Origin of the sequence: Rhodococcus sp. PSBB066, from assembly GCF_017068255.1 — a bacterium.
Lineage (GTDB): Bacteria > Actinomycetota > Actinomycetes > Mycobacteriales > Mycobacteriaceae > Rhodococcus > Rhodococcus aetherivorans.
In genome coordinates, this window is record NZ_CP070859.1 from 3280093 (window position 1) to 3297030 (window position 16938).

General features: G+C 70.9%; 19 protein-coding genes, 2 tRNA genes and 1 other RNA gene. 16 read left to right on the top strand and 6 right to left on the bottom strand.

The genetic code is table 11. The annotated features are described in order from the left end of the window. The first annotated feature begins 28 nt into the window (after positions 1-28). From JYA75_RS14960 to JYA75_RS15035, 16 genes are all read left to right on the top strand, one after another. Positions 29-883 (top strand): mechanosensitive ion channel family protein, encoded by an 855-nt coding sequence (locus tag JYA75_RS14960; RefSeq protein ID WP_044476174.1) that lies wholly within the window; start codon positions 29-31, stop codon positions 881-883. Next, positions 880-1320: a hypothetical protein gene (locus tag JYA75_RS14965; RefSeq protein WP_050035443.1), complete on the top strand. Its 441-nt coding sequence runs from the start codon at positions 880-882 to the stop codon at positions 1318-1320. Before JYA75_RS14960 ends, JYA75_RS14965 begins: the two co-directional genes overlap by 4 nt. A gap of 31 nt (positions 1321-1351) precedes the next feature. Then, positions 1352-2041: a cell division ATP-binding protein FtsE gene (ftsE, locus tag JYA75_RS14970; protein ID WP_029544525.1), complete on the top strand. Its 690-nt coding sequence runs from the start codon at positions 1352-1354 to the stop codon at positions 2039-2041. A 60-nt stretch (positions 2042-2101) separates the two neighbouring features. Continuing rightward, on the top strand, positions 2102-3007 hold the full coding sequence (gene ftsX / locus JYA75_RS14975; protein ID WP_006940612.1) for a permease-like cell division protein FtsX: 906 nt from the start codon (positions 2102-2104) through the stop codon (positions 3005-3007). Between the two features lie 93 nt (positions 3008-3100). Beyond that, complete coding sequence (gene smpB / locus JYA75_RS14980) at positions 3101-3574, top strand: SsrA-binding protein SmpB (RefSeq protein WP_006940611.1); 474 nt, start codon at positions 3101-3103, stop codon at positions 3572-3574. A gap of 8 nt (positions 3575-3582) precedes the next feature. Next, positions 3583-4425, top strand: a complete 843-nt coding sequence (locus tag JYA75_RS14985; RefSeq protein ID WP_082120258.1) for a DMT family transporter — start codon at positions 3583-3585, stop codon at positions 4423-4425. 101 nt (positions 4426-4526) lie between these two features. Further along, positions 4527-4895, top strand: a transfer-messenger RNA (tmRNA) gene (ssrA, locus tag JYA75_RS14990). A 68-nt stretch (positions 4896-4963) separates the two neighbouring features. Further along, positions 4964-5317 (top strand): CrcB family protein, encoded by a 354-nt coding sequence (locus tag JYA75_RS14995; protein WP_006940609.1) that lies wholly within the window; start codon positions 4964-4966, stop codon positions 5315-5317. Continuing rightward, positions 5314-5658, top strand: a complete 345-nt coding sequence (crcB, locus tag JYA75_RS15000) for a fluoride efflux transporter CrcB (RefSeq protein ID WP_006940607.1) — start codon at positions 5314-5316, stop codon at positions 5656-5658. Before JYA75_RS14995 ends, crcB begins: the two co-directional genes overlap by 4 nt. Before the next feature lie 78 nt (positions 5659-5736). Beyond that, positions 5737-7371, top strand: coding sequence for a phosphoglucomutase (alpha-D-glucose-1,6-bisphosphate-dependent) (pgm, locus tag JYA75_RS15005; RefSeq protein ID WP_029544519.1), 1635 nt, complete (start codon positions 5737-5739; stop codon positions 7369-7371). Positions 7372-7432: 61 nt separating this feature from the next. Then, positions 7433-8641: an MFS transporter gene (locus JYA75_RS15010; protein WP_006940603.1), complete on the top strand. Its 1209-nt coding sequence runs from the start codon at positions 7433-7435 to the stop codon at positions 8639-8641. 26 nt (positions 8642-8667) lie between these two features. Further along, positions 8668-9156: a MauE/DoxX family redox-associated membrane protein gene (locus JYA75_RS15015; RefSeq protein WP_006940600.1), complete on the top strand. Its 489-nt coding sequence runs from the start codon at positions 8668-8670 to the stop codon at positions 9154-9156. 37 nt (positions 9157-9193) lie between these two features. Next, complete coding sequence (locus JYA75_RS15020; RefSeq protein WP_006940599.1) at positions 9194-9940, top strand: DsbA family protein; 747 nt, start codon at positions 9194-9196, stop codon at positions 9938-9940. A 140-nt stretch (positions 9941-10080) separates the two neighbouring features. Continuing rightward, positions 10081-10156 (top strand) — tRNA-Ala (locus tag JYA75_RS15025). Between the two features lie 77 nt (positions 10157-10233). Then, a tRNA-Ala gene (locus tag JYA75_RS15030) sits at positions 10234-10306 on the top strand. A gap of 378 nt (positions 10307-10684) precedes the next feature. After that, positions 10685-11101, top strand: a complete 417-nt coding sequence (locus tag JYA75_RS15035) for a hypothetical protein (RefSeq protein WP_029544516.1) — start codon at positions 10685-10687, stop codon at positions 11099-11101. Here JYA75_RS15035 and JYA75_RS15040 read toward each other — a convergent pair whose 3' ends face one another. Genes JYA75_RS15040 through JYA75_RS15065 form a run of 6 tightly spaced genes read right to left on the bottom strand, consistent with a single transcriptional unit; the run spans position 11102 to position 16913 of the window. Beyond that, positions 11102-12604: an AMP-binding protein gene (locus JYA75_RS15040; protein WP_065922421.1), complete on the bottom strand. Its 1503-nt coding sequence runs from the start codon at positions 12602-12604 to the stop codon at positions 11102-11104. Continuing rightward, positions 12597-13382, bottom strand: coding sequence for an IclR family transcriptional regulator (locus JYA75_RS15045; RefSeq protein ID WP_050035440.1), 786 nt, complete (start codon positions 13380-13382; stop codon positions 12597-12599). Before JYA75_RS15045 ends, JYA75_RS15040 begins: the two co-directional genes overlap by 8 nt. 34 nt (positions 13383-13416) lie before the next feature. Further along, the gene (locus JYA75_RS15050; RefSeq protein WP_239010457.1) at positions 13417-14616 is read right to left on the bottom strand and encodes a cytochrome P450; all 1200 of its coding nucleotides are present in this window, start codon (positions 14614-14616) and stop codon (positions 13417-13419) included. A 25-nt stretch (positions 14617-14641) separates the two neighbouring features. Next, positions 14642-15619, bottom strand: coding sequence for a PDR/VanB family oxidoreductase (locus tag JYA75_RS15055; protein ID WP_050035439.1), 978 nt, complete (start codon positions 15617-15619; stop codon positions 14642-14644). A gap of 10 nt (positions 15620-15629) precedes the next feature. Continuing rightward, positions 15630-15827 carry a hypothetical protein gene (locus tag JYA75_RS15060; RefSeq protein WP_037201779.1) on the bottom strand — a complete coding sequence of 66 codons (198 nt, stop codon included), beginning with the start codon at positions 15825-15827 and terminating at the stop codon, positions 15630-15632. 24 nt (positions 15828-15851) lie between these two features. Then, positions 15852-16913: an aromatic ring-hydroxylating dioxygenase subunit alpha gene (locus JYA75_RS15065; RefSeq protein WP_185712827.1), complete on the bottom strand. Its 1062-nt coding sequence runs from the start codon at positions 16911-16913 to the stop codon at positions 15852-15854. Positions 16914-16938 lie beyond the last annotated feature (25 nt).

The window sequence follows — 16938 nt, forward strand, 5'->3', positions numbered from 1 at the left end:
GTTTCCCGGTACCAGGCTCCTCGACTGGCTGTCGACCAGCGGTCTGCAGATCGCCCTGACCGTGCTCGGCGCTGTGCTCGTCGCGCGGTTCGTCAGCTGGACCGGCGGCCGCATCACCCGCCGCATCGACGAGACGTATCAGCAGTCCGACGCGCTGGTGCGCTCGGAGGTGACGAAACACCGGCACTCGGTGGCGCAGGTGATCACCTGGGTGGTCATCACGTTCGTCTACATCGTCGCCACCCTGAAGGTGTTCGACTACCTCGCGCTGCCCATCGGCAGCCTGGTGGCCCCCGCGACCGTCCTCGGCGCGGCGCTCGGCTTCGGCGCCCAGCGCATCGTCCAGGACATTCTCGCGGGATTCTTCATCATCACCGAACGGCAGTACGGGTTCGGTGACACGGTCCAGATCTCGGTCACCGGGGCCTCCGCCGACGCCGTCGGCACGGTCGAGGACGTCACCCTGCGCGTGACCAAGCTGCGCAACGCCGCCGGCGAGGTCATCACCGTGCCCAACGGGCAGATCAACAAGGCCGTCAACCTCTCCAAGGACTGGGCCCGCGCGGTCGTCGACGTGCCGATCCCGGTCACGGCCGACATCGCGGAAGTCAACGACATCCTGCACGAGGTCGGCGTCAATGCCTTCGAGGACGAGAAGCTGAAGGAACTGCTGCTCGACGAGCCCACCGTGATGGGCGTCGAGAGCCTCGAGGTCGACCAGGTCAGCGTTCGTATGGTCGCGCGCACCCTGCCCGGCAAGCAGTTCCAGGTGGGACGGGAACTGCGCGTGCGGGTCGCGCTCGCGTTGCGCCGGCAGGGCCTCACCGTCCATCCGCAGCTCGACACGTCCACCCCGATCCACGGGATCGAGGCGGTGCGGTGAGCGAGCCTCGCAGGTTCCACATCCCGGACCACGTCTTCGGCGGCCGGCTGCGTACCGCCACCCTGGCCCTGTGCCTCGTGTGGCTGGGGCTGTGGGTGCTCTACCTGTACCTCAACCCGGAGGAGGAACAGGGCACGGCGACGGCGCCGCCGGGCGCGGTGGTCGTCAGCGAGACGCCGTACGTGCCGTACGTGCCCGAGCCCACCACCGCCGAACCGAGCCCCACGCCGACCAGTACGGAGCCGACCCCGACGACGACCACGCCGGCGCCGACCGGGACCGGATCCACGCCCGGCGGAGCGGGTTCGCGCACCGTTCCCGAGGCCCCGGCCCCGACGACCACGACGACTCAGCCCGGCCTGCGGCTGCCCGAGATTCCGATTCCCGGCCTCGGCGATTCGTCCCCCGCCGAACCTACCGGCGAGTCGGTTCCTTAGGTCACCGTCCGATAACGGCTAGCATGGCGGCGTGATCCGCCTGGAGAATGTGTCCAAGTCGTACAAGACGTCGACCCGGCCCGCCCTCGACAAGGTGAGCGTCGAGATCGACAAGGGCGAGTTCGTCTTCCTCATCGGCCCGTCCGGTTCCGGGAAGTCGACCTTCCTGCGGCTGCTCCTGCGTGACGACACGCCCACCTCCGGTGACATCCACGTGGCGGACTTCCACGTCAACCGCCTGTCGGCGCGCCGGGTGCCCAGGTTGCGGCAGAACCTCGGCTGCGTATTCCAGGACTTCCGGCTGCTGCAGCGCAAGACGGTGGCCGAGAACGTCGCGTTCGCGCTCGAGGTGATCGGCAAGCCCCGCTCGGTCGTCGCTCGCACCGTGCCCGAGGTGCTCGACCTCGTCGGCCTGTCCGGCAAGGCCGACCGCCTGCCCACCGAACTGTCCGGCGGCGAACAGCAGCGCGTCGCGATCGCCCGGGCCTTCGTGAACCGGCCCCTGGTGCTCATGGCCGACGAACCGACCGGCAATCTCGACCCGGACACCAGCCAGGACATCATGATGCTGCTCGAGCGCATCAACCGCACGGGCACCACCGTGCTCATGGCCACCCATGACCACCACATCGTCGACTCCATGCGGCGCCGCGTGGTCGAGCTCGATCTCGGTCGGGTCGTGCGCGACGAGGCGCGCGGCGTCTACGGCGTCGGTCGCTGACCGCGCTCTCCCGCTCCCATCGCTCTCGCCCCTCCGGCAACCGAAGGACTTCGACACTCCATGCGTGCCAGCTTCATCCTGAGCGAGGTCGTCACCGGCCTGCGCCGCAACCTGACCATGACCGTCGCGATGATCCTGACCACCGCGATCTCCCTCGGCCTGTTCGGCGCGGGTCTGCTCGTCGTGCAGATGGCCGACAAGACGCAGCAGATCTTCCTCGACCGGGTCGAGGTGCAGGTGTTCCTCACCGACGACATCTCGACCCTCGACCCCGACTGCGAACAGGACATCTGCCGCACCCTGCGCTCGGACCTCGAGAACACCCCGGCGGTGGTGTCGGTGCAGTACCTCAACCGCGAGGACGCCGTCGCCGACGCGACCGAGCGGGTCTTCAAGGACCAGCCGGAGCTCGCCGAGCTCGTCAGCGCCGAGAGCTTCCCGGCCTCGTTCAAGATCAAGCTCTCGGATCCCGACCGCTTCGGGGTGATCGAGGACCAGTTCGCCGTCCGTCCCGGCGTCGACAGCGTGCTCAATCAGAAGGACCTCGTCGAGCGGCTGTTCAGCGTGCTGGGCGGCGTCCGCAACGCCGCATTCGCGATCGCCACGGTCCAGGCGGTCGCTGCGATCCTGCTCATCGCGAACATGGTGCAGATCGCCGCGTTCACCCGCCGCACCGAGGTGGGCATCATGCGGCTGGTCGGCGCCACCCGCTGGTACACCCAGCTGCCGTTCCTGCTCGAGGCCGTCGTGGCGGCCGTGATCGGCGCGGCGCTGGCGATCGCGGGGTTGTTCGTCGCGAAGGGCGCCTTCGTCGACGAGGTGCTCTCGGAGGTCTACGAGGCCAACATCGTCGCCCGCATCTCCAACAGCGACGTGCTGCTGGTCTCGCCGATCCTGGTGCTGGTGGGCGTCGGCATGGCGGCCCTGACCGCCTACGTCACCCTGCGCCTGTACGTGCGTGAATAGCCGCGCGTCGGTGCGCGGGAATATCTCGTTGCGTCCGCTACCTATGCTGTACACAGATCTGTCGGACGCATCGAGGACCGGAGGGGCCCGAAAGTGAAGGAAAAGGGCCGCAAGGTCATCGCCACGAATCGCAAGGCACGGCACAACTACACCATTCTCGACACGTACGAGGCCGGAGTCGCGCTCCTGGGCACCGAGGTCAAGAGCCTGCGCGAGGGCAAGGCGTCGCTCGTCGACGCGTTCGCCACCGTCGACGACGGCGAGGTGTGGCTGCGCGGGCTGCACATCCCCGAGTACGGGCACGGCACGTGGACCAACCACGCGCCCCGGCGCACCCGCAAGCTGCTGCTGCACCGCCGGGAGATCGACAACCTCGTCGGCAAGACCCGCGAGGGCAACCAGACCCTGGTCCCGCTGTCGATGTACTTCTCCGACGGCAAGGTGAAGGTCGAATTGGCGCTGGCCAAGGGCAAGCAGGACTACGACAAGCGGCAGGACCTGGCCCGTCGCACCGCCGAGCGCGAGGTGACCCGCGAGCTCGGCCGGCGGGTGAAGGGCATGCGCTGACGGCGATCGTGCTCGCCCTGGTGGCCGCGGTCGGCTACGGGGTGAGCGACTTCCTCGGCGGGGTCGCGTCCCGCCGGGTGGCGGCGCTGCGGTTCGTGATCGTCTCGTACCCGCTGTCGCTGCTGCTGGTGCTCGCCGTCGCGCCGCTCGTGGGCGGCGACCTCACCCCCGAGTCCCTCGGCTGGGGTGCGGCGGCCGGTGTCGCCGGCGGGCTCGCGATCTGGTGGTTCTATCTCGCGCTCGCCGCGGGCCCGATGTCGGTGGTGTCCCCGCTCACCGCCGTGCTCGTGGCCGGTATCCCGGTGCTCGTCGGGATCGCGGCGGGGGAGCGGCCCGGACCGGTCGCCTACGCCGGCATCGCGATCGCCCTCGTCGCCGTCGTGCTGGTCAGTCGCGAATCGAAGGAAGGCGTCGCCGGGGACGAGCAACCCCGATTCACCGCGACCGTGGCGTGGCTGACCGTCGGCTCCGGAGTCGCGTTCGCGCTGATGTTCGTCGCGCTGCACCGCGTCCCCGAGGGCACCGGCCTGTGGCCCCTCGGCATGTCCCGGCTCACGGCGACACTCGTCGTGTGGGCGGTGGCCCTGGGCGTGCGGCAGATGATCCGGCCGCCGAGCCGGGTCTATCCGCACATCATCGCGGTCGCGGTGCTGGACGTGATCGCCAACGGTGCGCTGATGTTCGCCTTCCAGGGCGGCATGCTGTCGCTGGTGAGCGTCATCGGCGCGCTGTACCCGGCGGCGACCGTGCTGCTGGCGATGGTCGTGCTGGGCGAGCGCATCGGGCGGGGCCAGATGACCGGAATGGTGCTCGCCCTCACCGCCGTCGGCATGATCACCGCGGCCGCCTGAGGGCTGTGAGCCACGTCATTCGCATCACGGTGGAAATGGGAATGACGGAGGGGGGTCCGCGCGTTAGAGTGGGTAGTCCTGCGAAGGCCGCAGGTACGTACGGGGCTGAACGGTTTCGACTGCGTACGTTGAGCTAGGGGAAGCGTGTCGGTGCAGGCAAGAGACCACCGTAAGCGTCGCTGCAAACCAATAAGCGCCGAGTCTACTCAGCGCGAGTACGCCCTCGCTGCCTAAGCGAGTGCGTCTCTGTCAGACCGGGTGTGCTCCCGCCCCGGATCCTGGCATCGACTAGGGAGCTCCACCGTACGGCTCGGTCGCGGAGCCGGACGGGACAACAAACAGCGACTGGGATCGTCATCTCGGCTTGTTCGCGGGACCGGGAGATCCAAGTAGAGACATAGCGAACTGCACACGGAGAAGCCCTGGCGAGGCGGCGGAGGACCCGGGTTCGATTCCCGGCAGCTCCACCGGAAACGCGAAGGACCCCGGCCACCCGGCCGGGGTCCTTCGCATATGCCGGACCTCTACGGTTACCGGCATGGAGTACAAGCCGACGGCCGTCGTCGCCGCGGGCGGCGCGGTGGGTGCCGTCACCCGATACGCGCTGTCCGTGCAATTCCCCGGCATCTGGACGATCGCGGCGATCAACATCGCCGGTTCGCTGCTGCTCGGCGTCGTCGCAGCAATGCTCGGTCCCGACCGGCTGTGGCGCCTGTTCCTCGGCGTCGGTGTGCTCGGCGGGTTCACCACCTTCTCCACGTTCGCCGTCGACGCGGTCCGCCACCCCGCGACTGCCGTCGTCTATGTGGCCGTGACGCTCGTGGGGGCACTCGCGGCGGCGCGCGCCGGCATGGCGGCCGGCGAGGCGTGGCGGCACCGGACGGCCCGATGACCGTCCTGCTCGTCGCCCTGGGCGGCGGTGCCGGAGCGGTCCTGCGCTATCTCGCCGGCCGGCACGTCCGCTCCTACCGCAGCGTCCCGGTGGCGACCCTGACCGTCAACGTCCTCGGTTGCCTGCTGCTCGGTGTGCTGTCCGGGGCTGCGCTCGCGCCCTCGACGTTCGCGCTGCTCGGCACGGGGTTCTGCGGGGGCCTGACCACCTACTCGACGTTCGCCGTCGAGACGGTCGGTCTCGTCCGGGTGCGCCGCCCGGTCACCGCGACGGTGTATGCGGCGGTGAGCGTGCTCGCCGGCACGGCCGCGGCCTGGGCCGGGTATGCCCTCACGTCCTGAACGACGGCGATCGGCGCGCGCCGGGCACGCCGGGCGGGCAAGATGAGCAGGGCAAGGTCGGGTGGACGAGGAGGTCACATGGCGCACGAACGAGCGGGACAACCGGCGGCGGCGGAGGATCTGGAGGACCTCGCGCACCTGGTCACCGCGTACTACACGGTGACGCCGGACCCGCAGGATCCGATGCAGCAGGTGGCCTTCGGCACCTCCGGTCACCGCGGTTCCAGCCTCGACGGCGCCTTCAACGAGCAGCACATCCTCGCCACCACCCAGGCGATCGTCGAGTACCGGGCGGCGCAGCAGATCACCGGTCCGCTGTTCCTCGGCCGCGACACCCACGCGTTGTCGGAGCCGGCGTGGACGAGCGCACTCGAGGTGCTCGCCGCCAACGGCGTCGACGTGGTGATCGACGCTCGCGACCGCTACACGCCGACCCCGGCCGTGAGCCACGCGATCCTGCGGCACAACGCCGGCGCTGGATCCGGTGCCCGCGCCGACGGCATCGTCGTCACCCCGTCGCACAATCCACCCCGCGACGGCGGCTTCAAGTACAACCCGCCGCACGGCGGGCCCGCCGACACCGATGCGACGTCGGCGATCGCGGCGCGCGCCAACGAACTGCTCGCCGCGGGGCTGAACGGGGTGCGCCGGGTGCCCGCCGTCCGGGCGCTCGCCGACGCCGGCCGGCACGATTTCCTCGCCGCCTACATCGACGACCTGCCGAACGTCGTGGATCTCGACGCCGTCCGCGACGCCGGGTTGCGCGTCGGCGCCGATCCGCTCGGCGGCGCCAGCGTCGACTACTGGGGCGAGATCGCCGAGCGGCACCGGCTGGACCTGACCGTCGTCAACCCGCTCGTCGACGCCACCTGGCGGTTCATGACCCTCGACACCGACGGCAGGATCCGGATGGACTGCTCGTCGCCCAACGCGATGGCGTCGCTGATCGGCGCCCGCGACCGCTACGACCTGGCGACCGGCAACGACGCCGACGCCGACCGGCACGGCATCGTCACCCCCGACGGGGGGCTGATGAACCCGAACCACTACCTCGCGGTCGCCATCGACTACCTGTACCGGCACCGGTCCGGATGGTCGGCCGAGGCGAAGGTCGGCAAAACCCTCGTGAGCTCGTCGATGATCGACCGCGTGGCCGCGGGCCTGGGCCGGGGTCTGCTCGAGGTGCCGGTGGGCTTCAAGTGGTTCGTTCCCGGCCTGCTCGACGGCAGCCTCGGCTTCGGTGGAGAGGAGAGCGCCGGCGCCTCCTTCCTGCGGCGCGACGGCTCGGTGTGGACCACCGACAAGGACGGCATCCTGCTGGCCCTGCTCGCGTCCGAGATCACCGCCGTGACCGGCACGACCCCCTCCCGGCGCTACGCCGAGCTCGCCGAGCGCTACGGCGACCCGTCGTACGCCCGGGTCGACGCGCCCGCGACGCGCGAGCAGAAGGCCGTCCTGGCGAAGCTCTCGCCCGACCAGGTCGACGCCACCGAACTCGCCGGCGAGCCGATCACCGCGACCCTCACCGCCGCGCCGGGCAACGGTGCCGCGCTCGGGGGCCTGAAGGTCACGACGGAGAACGCGTGGTTCGCGGCCCGGCCCTCCGGCACCGAGGACGTGTACAAGATCTACGCCGAATCGTTCCTCGGCCCGGAGCATCTCGCCCGCGTCCAGGACGCGGCGCGGGACCTGGTGTCCCACGTCCTCGGCTGAGCCCGCACCGGCGGGACGCGCCCGCCCTCCCGGTCGTGCGCGTCGCTAACATCAGGCCATCATGCGAACACGCGACGCCGCCCTGCCGCGGGAGATCTGGGTCCTGGTCAGCGCGGCCTTCGTCATCGCCCTCGGCTTCGGTCTCGTCGCACCCGCGCTGCCGCAGTTCGCGCGCAGCTTCGGGGTGGGGGTCACCGCGGCGTCCGTCGTCATCTCGGCGTTCGCGGCGATGCGCCTGCTGTTCGCCCCCGCGAGCGGAAACCTCGTGCAGCGGCTGGGGGAGCGGCCGGTGTACACCGCCGGTGTGCTCATCGTGGCGCTGTCCACCGGCGCCTGCGCCTTCGCGACGGACTACTGGCAGCTGCTGCTGTTCCGGGCGCTCGGCGGCATCGGCTCCACCATGTTCACCGTCTCGGCGCTCGGGTTGCTGATTCGCATCTCGCCGCCGAACGCGCGGGGCCGGGTGTCGGGGCTCTACGCGACGAGCTTCCTGCTCGGCAACATCGGTGGCCCCCTCGCCGGGGGCGCCCTGGTCGGGCTGGGCCTGCGGGCACCGTTCCTCATCTATGCGGTGGCGCTGCTCGTCGCGGCGGCGGTCGTGTTCGTGAGCCTGCGTCACTCCGCGCTTGCCGTGCCGGACTCCGGCGGCGCCATGCCGGTGATGCGGCTGCGGGAGGCTCTGCGGTCGCCGGTGTACCGGGCCGCGCTCGGGTCGAACTTCGCCAACGGCTGGGTCGTCTTCGGCGTGCGGGTGGCGATGGTGCCGCTGTTCGTCGTGGAGGTCCTCGGGCGCGATGCCGGCCTCGCCGGGGTGGCACTGACGGTGTTCGCCGTGGGCAATGCCCTGGTCCTGATGGTCTCCGGGCGGTTGTCCGACCGGTTCGGCCGCCGCCCGTTCGTCCTGCTGGGGCTGGTGGTGTGCGGGACCAGCACGATCGCGATGGGCCTCACCACGAACCTCGCGCTGTTCTTCGCGACGTCGCTGCTGGCCGGCGTCGGGTCCGGCCTGATGAACCCGGCCCAGCAGGCGTCCGTCGCCGACGTGGTCGGCAGCAGGGCGCGCGGGGGCCCGGTGCTGGCGACGTTCCAGATGACCGCGGATGTGGGGGCGGTGATCGGACCGGTCGCCGCCGGGATCCTGGCGCAGCAGGTGTCGTACGGGGCCGCCTTCGCCGTGACCGGCGCCGTCATGCTGCTCGTCGCCGTGCCCTGGGCGCTGGCGCCGCGGCCCGCCCGGAAACCCACAGTGACCGAAGCCACGGAGATCTGACCCCAGTCGTCGGTACTGTCGAAGGGGTGTGGATTCCCCTGTTCAGCCTGATCGCCCGGCTCGGTCTCGCTGCCGTGTGGCTGATCTCCGGATGGATCAAGTTCGCCGATCCGTCACAGACCGTCGTGGCCGTCCGCGCATACCAGTTGTTGCCCGAGGCGCTCGTACGGCCCGTTGCGGCCGGTCTGCCGATCCTCGAACTCGTGCTCGGCCTGCTGCTGCTGATCGGACTCGCGGTGCGCGCCGCAGCGGTCGTGGGCGCGGCTGCGCTGCTGACCTTGATCGCGGTGATCGCCTCGGTCTGGGCCCGCGGCCTGTCCATCGACTGCGGATGCTTCGGCGGCGGTGGAGCGGCGGACGTGAACGGCTGGGACTACGCCGGGGAGATCGCACGAGACCTCGGCTTCCTCGCCCTGGCCGGGTGGTTGACGGTGTTCCCACGCAGTCCGTTCGCGCTCGGTCTCGGCTCACGGGCGAGGCTCTCAGCACGCACTCAGCCCGCGATGGCAGAGTGATCCCGCATCGATCCCCGAGCAGCGAAGGGCAGATTCCGTGAGCGCGAAGAAGGTCAAACCGGTCAAGTACACGCCGGAGCCGACGTCGAGCAAGTCCACCTTCATCCTCGGCGGCATCGCGGTCCTGGTCATCGCGGTGCTGGTCATCGGGGGGGTGTTGTGGCAGTCGAACCGGGGCAAGGCGCGCAACGAGGGCTACGGGACGGTGCAGAACACCGCGGTGCAGGTGGAGCTGCAGGACGACGGTGTCATCGTGCTCGGTCTTCCCGACGCCGCGACCACGATCGACCTGTTCGAGGATCCGCTGTGTCCGTACTGCGCCGAGCTCGAGCACAAGCACGGCCAGGAACTCGCGCAGGCGGTCGACGCCGGCGACGTCGCCGTGCGGTACCACATGCTCGCGTTCCTCGATCAGCTCTCCGCGAGCGGCGACTACTCGACCCGCGCGGTCGCGGCCGGCCAGTGTGTCGCCCAGACCGGTGATGCGACGGCGTTCTCCGCGTTCCACGCCGCGTTGCTCTCGCCGGAGAACCAGCCCGCCGAGCGGAGCGACAGCGACCTCACCAACGCCGAGCTGGCACAGATGGCGCGGGACGCCGGGGCGTCCGACGAGGCGGCGCAGTGCGTCGCCGACGGCGCGCGCGTCGAGCAGGCCGCCGTCGACGCGGAGGCGGGACGGCAGGCGCTCGCGGCGGCGGGCGCGTCCGGCACCCCCGCGGTGGTGCACAACGGCACGGTGATCGACGCCCTCGGCAACGACAACTGGGTGGCCGAACTCGGCTGAGGCGGCGGCGACGGTGGTCGGCCGTCCGACCACCGTCGCCCGCACTGTCGCCGCTGACCAGGCGATTTGTTGTCGTCGACGGCGATGGTGTAATTTTCTTCTCGCACCGGGGAGTGAATCCCGGGTGACGATCCAAGTACGGGGCTATGGCGCAGCTGGTAGCGCACCACACTGGCAGTGTGGGGGTCAGGGGTTCGAGTCCCCTTAGCTCCACCATCACCGCGAGAGGCGAGAGTGAATGCTCTCGCCTCTCGTCGTGAGAGGCCACCGCGGGTGGCCCGATTGTTCTGCACGGGGCTATGGCGCAGCTGGTAGCGCACCACACTGGCAGTGTGGGGGTCAGGGGTTCGAGTCCCCTTAGCTCCACTCCCTCCGGCTCTCTCCGGATTCTTCTCCCACCGCGGCGGCCCCCTTCTCCGGGCAATGCCGACATTTTTCACCCTCGGAACCTGCTCCACGCTCTCGTCCGGCGGCGCACACTGTGAGGGATCGCTTCGAAAACGGGAGAGGTGAGCTGTCGTGTCCGAAGGTTCGAGCGTTACCCCGGGTTCTCCAACCGGTGCGGGTGCCACGGCCGGTGCAGGTTCGACGGCCGGCACAGGTTCGACGGCTGGTGCAGGTGCCACCGCCGGTGCAGGTTCCACGGCAGCGGCGGGTGCGTCCGCGCGCCACGGTGGTGGGGCCCACGAGGCCGGCGGCCCCGCCGCGGTCCGCCACGACAGTGGACCTGCAACGGGGTCCGGCCTGAAGCAGGGCTTCGCCGCGGGCACGTCGATCGCGGCCGGCATCCTGCTCGCGACGGTCGGCGTCCTGCAGGTTCTGCAGGGCATCGCCGCGATCGCCAAGGACGACATCATCGTGGTCGGCCAGGAGTACACCTTCTCCTGGAGCGTATCGGCGTGGGGCTGGGTGCATCTGATCCTGGGCATCCTCGTGGCCGTGATCGGTCTCGCTCTCGTCACGGGAGCCACGTGGGCGCGCGTCGCCGCGATCGTCATCGCGGCGCTGTCGATCATCGCGAACTTCCTGTGGTTGCCCTACTACCCGGGATGGTCGCTCGCGATCATCGCGATCGACGTGGTGGTGATCTGGGCGGTGTCCACCTGGGACGCCGATCGCACCTGGGACGCCGGTCGCACCGAGCCGGGCTACCGCCCCTGATCAACCCTCGTACAGCCGGCGCACCACCTCGGCGCAGCGCGCGAGCACCCGCTCCCGCAGCGGGCGTCCGTGCGCGTCGACCTCCGTGGGCGGCAGCGGTGCGGGCAGCACGGTGAACCGGCGGATGCGTTCCCAGCGGCCGAGCTCCGCATTGAGCCGGGCGACGGCGGCCGCGGCCTCGGCCGGGGGGATCGCCCGGCCCGAGGTGGGGACCACCAGTCCTACGCAGTAGGGGCGGTGCTCGCCCACCACGACGAGGTCCGCGCCGGGCAACAGTGCCCGGAACCGGCGTGCGACGGCGACCGGCGCGACGTACTTGCCGGTGGAGGTCTTGAACACCTCCTTCTTGCGGGCGCGCAGGGTGACGAAACCGTCGTCGTCGACGACGGCGCGATCGCCGGTGTGGAACCACCCGTCGCGGTCGAGGACCGCGGCGGTGCGCTCGGCGTCGTCGTGGTATCCGGACATGACGGCGGGGCTGCGGACGAGCAGTTCCCCGTCGGCGGCGATGCGCACCTGCGTGCCGGGCAGCGGCCGGCCCATGGAACCGAGGCGCCGGCTGTCCGGGCGGTTGACGCAGCACGGACCCGCGGTCTCGGTGAGGCCGTATCCCTCGAGTGCCGGCACGCCGGCCCCTTCGAACCACTCGGCCAGCGGACGGTCGAGCCGCGCCGAGCCGGAGATCACGAACCGCAACCGGCCCAGATCCGCGGCACCGGACTCCACGCCGGCGCGGATCTTGCCCAGCACGTGGGGAACGGACCCGAGGAATGTCGGCCGGACCTCGCCGAGGCGCTGCACGACCCGATCGGCACGGCCGTCGACGATCGTCGGCACGCCCAGGTGCACGCCCACGAACAGCAGCGCACGTCCGAAGACGTGGGAGAGCGGCAGCCACAGCAGTTGCAGGTCCGAGGGCGTGAGCATGCCCAGGCGGGCCATGGCCCGGGCCTCGTAGGTGACGGCGGCGTGCGGCAGGCACGCGCCCTTGGCGGTGCCGTCGGAGGCGGAGGTGTAGATCAGGGTGGCCAGGTGGTCGGGCGTCACGCCCGCGATGCGGGCCGCGACCGCTCCGGGATCGGCGGCCAGGAGCCGTCGGCCCTCGGCCTCGAGTTCGCCGAGCCGGTCCAGGTGCAGCACCGGCGCGGTGGGCAGCGGCCGGTCGGTGAAGGTCAGCACGCTGCCCGAGTGCCGGAGCAGTGCCACCACCTCCGTCGGCGGGGTGGCGGGATAGACCGGCACGGTGACCGCCCCGGCGCACACGATCGCGAGGTCGGCGAGGATCCACTCGTAGCTGGTGGCGGCGCAGACGGCGACGTGCGCGCCCGGGCGAATTCCACGGCCGATCAACCCGGCGGCGAGGGCGGTGACCCGGCCGGCCACCTCGGTCCACGACACGCTCGTCCAGTCGTCGCCGCTGGGGTGCCGGAATGCCTCCGCGTAGGGCGTGCGGGCCACCCTGTCGAGCAGCAGCCGCGGCACGGTGCGGGCCGGTTCACCCATCGCTGCTCGTCAATCCGCCGGGCCGCAGGGAGCGGCCGATCGCGCGGGCCGCGGTGCGGACCAGTTGGGACAGTGCGGTGACCTGCGCGGTGTCCGCGGCGGCGACGATCGACAGCGCCGCGATCGCGACGCCGGGCCGCTCGAAGATCGGTGCGGCCACGGAGACCGCCTCCATCGTCACCTGCCGGTCGCTCACCGCGATCTCGGAGCGGCGTACCTCGGCCAGGACCCGGCGCAGCTCGGCGGGGGAGGTGAGGGTGCGTTCGGTGAACCGCTCCAGCGGCCGGGCCAGCACCTCCTCCTGAACGGAGCGCGGTGCGAACGCGAGCAGCACGAGTCCCAGGCCGGACGCGTGGATGGGAAAGGGGCTGCCGACCCGGGTGAGGGTCTTCACCGCCCGCTGACCGCGCAGGCGTTCGACGAACACCACTTCGGTCCCCTCACGCACACCGAGCTGCACGTTCTCCTGGGTGATCTGCGACAGGTCCTCCATCACGGGCAGCGCCAGCTCACGCAGCAGCGTGCCGCGCGGCGCGAGCGCCGCGACCTGCCACAGCCGGAGGCCGATGCTGAATCGGCCGGACGAGTCGCGTTCCAGCGCGCCCCACTCGGTGAGATCCCCGGCGAGCCGGTGCACCGTGGTGAGCGGCAGGCCGGTGCGCCGGGAAATCTCGCTCAGGGTCAGGTTGGGTTGCTCGCGCGTGAACGCCTCCAGGAGGGTGAGCGCGCGTACCGTGACGGAACCGGTGGCCGGGCGGGCGGCGCCGGTGGGGGTCACGGTGTGCTCACCCCTTCCTCGGGAACTGCTCCGGTCAGGCCGGTTCGACTCTGAGCGGAATGCTAGCCCAGCCCTTGAGCGTGTTGTTCGGTTGCGGCACCGGATCCCCGGCCGGTTCGATCCGCCGGATCCGCTGTGCCAGCGCGGTGAGCAGCACCTCGGCCTCGAGCCGCGCGATCGGCTGACCGACGCACTGGTGGATGCCCATGCCGAACGCGACGTGTCCGCCGGCGGAGCGGTGGATGTCGACGATGTGCGCATCGGGTCCCCATCGCCGTTCGTCGCGGTTGGCGGCGCCGAGGAACAGCAGGACCTTGCGGCCCTCGCCGATGGGGACGCCGGCCACCTCGGTGTCGGTGGAGGTGGTGCGGAAGAAGGTCTGCACGGGCGATTCCCAGCGCAGCGCCTCGTCGAATGCGAACTTCGAAAGCGCCGGCCGGGCGTGCAGCGCCTGCCACTGCCCGGGGAACCGCGTCATGGCGTAGACGGTGTTGGCGATGCCGTGAACGGTGGTGTCCACGCCGGCGGTGAGCAGGGATCGAACGAGCATAGGCGCCTGTTCGGCGGTGATGTCACCACGGTCGGCGGCCGCCCAGATCTGCGCGCCGAACCCGCCCGGCGCGAGATTCTCCCGCCGGCACGACTCCGCGACCCACTCCTGCGTCGGCCCGGACGCGGCGAGTGCCTTCTCCACGCGGTCGTTGCGGGGCCCGAAGGCGTTGAACGCCATGGCGCCGTACGGCAACAGATGCTCGCGGCCGTCCTCCCGGATCCCCACCGCGTCCGGGAACACCCGCAGGGGGAACACCTCGGCGAGATCGGTGACGGCGTCGAACTCACCGCGGGCCACGAGCGCGTCGGCCAGGGCGTCGGCCTCGGCCTCGAACCCGGCGCGTAGCGCGCGCACGGTGCGCGGCGAGACGACGGCCCCCATGGCCGCCCGCACCACCGTGTGGTCCGGCGGGTCGGCCTCGAGCAGCAGGCTCGGGGTACGCCACGGCGTCTCGTGGGCGAAGTCGGCGAGGCCGACCCCTCGTCCGGAGACGAAGGTGCGCCAGTCGGTGAGGCAGGCGTGGACCTCCTCGAACCTGCCCGTCGCGTACACGTCGTATCGGGGCAGGTACACCACCGGTCCGGCGGCGCGCAGCCGGGCGTGGAACTCGTACGGGTCGGCCAGGACGGCGTCGTCGAACGGGTCGTCGTCGAGGGTGGGCGGGTGCATTGCGACGGTCACGGCGGTCACCTCGGGATTCGGGCAGTCAGAGTTCGAGAACCAGGCGGGGGCAGGCGGCGCGGGACACGCAGATCAGCATGGTGTCGTGCGCGGCCTGTTCTTCGGGGGTCAGCAGGGAGTCGCGGTGGTCCACCGTGCCGGCGAGCACGGTGGTCTCGCAGGTGCCGCAGGTACCTTCGCGGCAGGACGAGAGCACCTGCACACCCGCGGCGGCGACGGCGTCCAGGACGCTCTCGTCGGGCGCGACGGTGACGGTGGTACCGCTCAGGGCCAGCTCCACCTCGAAGCCGTCCGAGCGCACCGGAGCGGACTGTTCCTTCGCGGCGAACCGTTCGATCCGCAGCGACCCGGCGGGCCGGTCGGCGCAGGCGGTGGTGACGGCGTCGAGCAGCCCGGCGGGGCCGCAGCAGTAGACGAGGGTGCCGGGACGCGGGTCCCCGAGCAGCGACGGCAGATCGAGCGGGCCCCGTTCGTCCTGCGGCACGAGGGTGACCCGGCCCGGGTAGCGGGTGACGAGGTCGTCGGCGAACGCCATCGAGGCGCGGCGGCGGCCGCCGTAGACGAGGGACCAGTCGGCGCCGGCCGCCTCGGCCGCGGCGATCATCGGCACTATCGGGGTGATCCCGATCCCGCCGGCGAGGAAGAGGTAGCGCGGCGCCGGGGCGAGGTCGAAGTTGTTGCGGGGTCCGTGAACGCGGACGCGGTCACCGACGGCGAGTTTGTCGTGCACGTACTGCGAGCCGCCGCGGCCGTCGGCCTCGCGCAGGACGGCGATGCGCCACGTCCCTGTGTCGGCCGGGTCGCCGCACAGCGAGTACTGACGGACGAGGTCCTCGTCGAGCACGAGATCGATGTGCGCGCCGGGACTCCACGGCGGCAGGGGCTCGCCGTCCGGGTGCCGCAGGCGCAACGCGACGACGCCGTCCGCGGGTTCCGTCCGCTCGACGATTTCGAGGTCTGTGCCGAATTCGTTTGCCGGGGAGTTGTTTTCCGGAAATGTCATGGTCGGGTCCTTACGCGTGAGCGACTTCGCGGGTCGGTTCGGGCGGCCGGGGGAGGGCGTCGGCGTGGCCGACGGGATGAGCGAGCAGCCAGTCCCACAGCGTGACGGGATCCTCGGCGACGTGCCGGGCACCGCAATGGCACGTTCCCTCGAGGCGGTCGGAGCCGGGCAGCCACACGACGCGCATCACGTTGGGCCCGCGCAGCATCCGGTTCGGTTGCGAGGACATCGGTTACCTCGTCTCGGCGAGGGTGCCGCCCGCCGTCATCGCCTGCAGGATCCGCCGCGCGGCCAGAGCGCCGGCGTCGATGTTGATGCTCAGTTCCTGGTACCCCTCTGGTTCGGTGGCGAGCACCTGTTCGAGCCGGTCGAGCGCGACGACGTCCTGCAGCACGACGGTGCGGTTGTTCTCGCGCAGGAACTCGGTGACCTTCTCGTCCTCGAGCGCAAAATCCCTTGCCACCGACCAGAAATCGTGAGTGGAGTGTTCGGTCTCCGGGGTGATCGCGTAGACCACCTCGACGTGGAACGCGTCGCTGTCGAGTCCGGTCTCGGGCGGCAGCACGCCGACGGGCGCGATCCGGCTGTGCAGCAGGTACAGGCACGGCGGGTGGTACTCGATGTCCTGCCACCGGGTGATGCGGCCCTCGAGGCCGGTCGATTCGGCGTAGAAGGGCGGGCATTCCGCGTCGGCGATGTGCCGGGAGACATAGACGATCCCGGCCTCGTCGTCGACCTCGGTGGTGATGGGGGTCTCGGCCACCTCGGGGGTGCCGATGTAGCCGCCGTGCAGGTACGTCTCGTGGGAGAGGTCCATCAGGTTGTCGACGAGCAGGCTGTAGCGCGCCCGCAGCGGCTCCATGCCCGAGGCCACGGCGTAGCCGGGCGCGTCGAGCCACGGCGCCCGGGGGATGCGGGTCGGATCGGGCTCGGCCGGACGGTCCGGGTCGGCGATCCAGATCCACACGAACGAGTCCTGCTCGACCACCGGGTACGACTTCAGTCGCGCGGTGCGGGGCACCCGCTTCTGGCCCGGCACGGCCACGCAGCCGCCGTCGGGCCCGTAGGTGAAGCCGTGGTAGCCGCATACGACCGTGTCGCCCGCGAGGCGGCTCGGCGCCTGCGAGAGCGGGAAGCGGCGGTGCACGCACCGGTCCGACATTGCGGTGACCTCACCGGATTCGGTGCGCCAGAACAGGATCGGCTCGTCGCAGATGGTCCGGGCGAACAGTTCCCGGTCGATCTCGCGGCCGTAGGCGGCCACATACCACTGGTTCCGGGCGATCTTCGTCATGGTTGTCTCGTCTCCACGGGGATGG

What these genes read in the sequence shown, in the direction of transcription:
- JYA75_RS15040 (WP_065922421.1), bottom strand. Translation starts at nt 12,604, where the DNA reads ATGGGTGAACCGGCCCGCACCGTGCCGCGGCTGCTGCTCGACAGGGTG.
- JYA75_RS15065 (WP_185712827.1), bottom strand. Translation starts at nt 16,913, where the DNA reads ATGACGAAGATCGCCCGGAACCAGTGGTATGTGGCCGCCTACGGCCGC.
- JYA75_RS15010 (WP_006940603.1), top strand. Translation starts at nt 7,433, where the DNA reads ATGCGAACACGCGACGCCGCCCTGCCGCGGGAGATCTGGGTCCTGGTC.
- JYA75_RS15055 (WP_050035439.1), bottom strand. Translation starts at nt 15,619, where the DNA reads ATGACATTTCCGGAAAACAACTCCCCGGCAAACGAATTCGGCACAGAC.
- ftsX (WP_006940612.1), top strand. Translation starts at nt 2,102, where the DNA reads ATGCGTGCCAGCTTCATCCTGAGCGAGGTCGTCACCGGCCTGCGCCGC.
- JYA75_RS15060 (WP_037201779.1), bottom strand. Translation starts at nt 15,827, where the DNA reads ATGCTGCGCGGGCCCAACGTGATGCGCGTCGTGTGGCTGCCCGGCTCC.
- pgm (WP_029544519.1), top strand. Translation starts at nt 5,737, where the DNA reads ATGGCGCACGAACGAGCGGGACAACCGGCGGCGGCGGAGGATCTGGAG.
- JYA75_RS14995 (WP_006940609.1), top strand. Translation starts at nt 4,964, where the DNA reads ATGGAGTACAAGCCGACGGCCGTCGTCGCCGCGGGCGGCGCGGTGGGT.
- crcB (WP_006940607.1), top strand. Translation starts at nt 5,314, where the DNA reads ATGACCGTCCTGCTCGTCGCCCTGGGCGGCGGTGCCGGAGCGGTCCTG.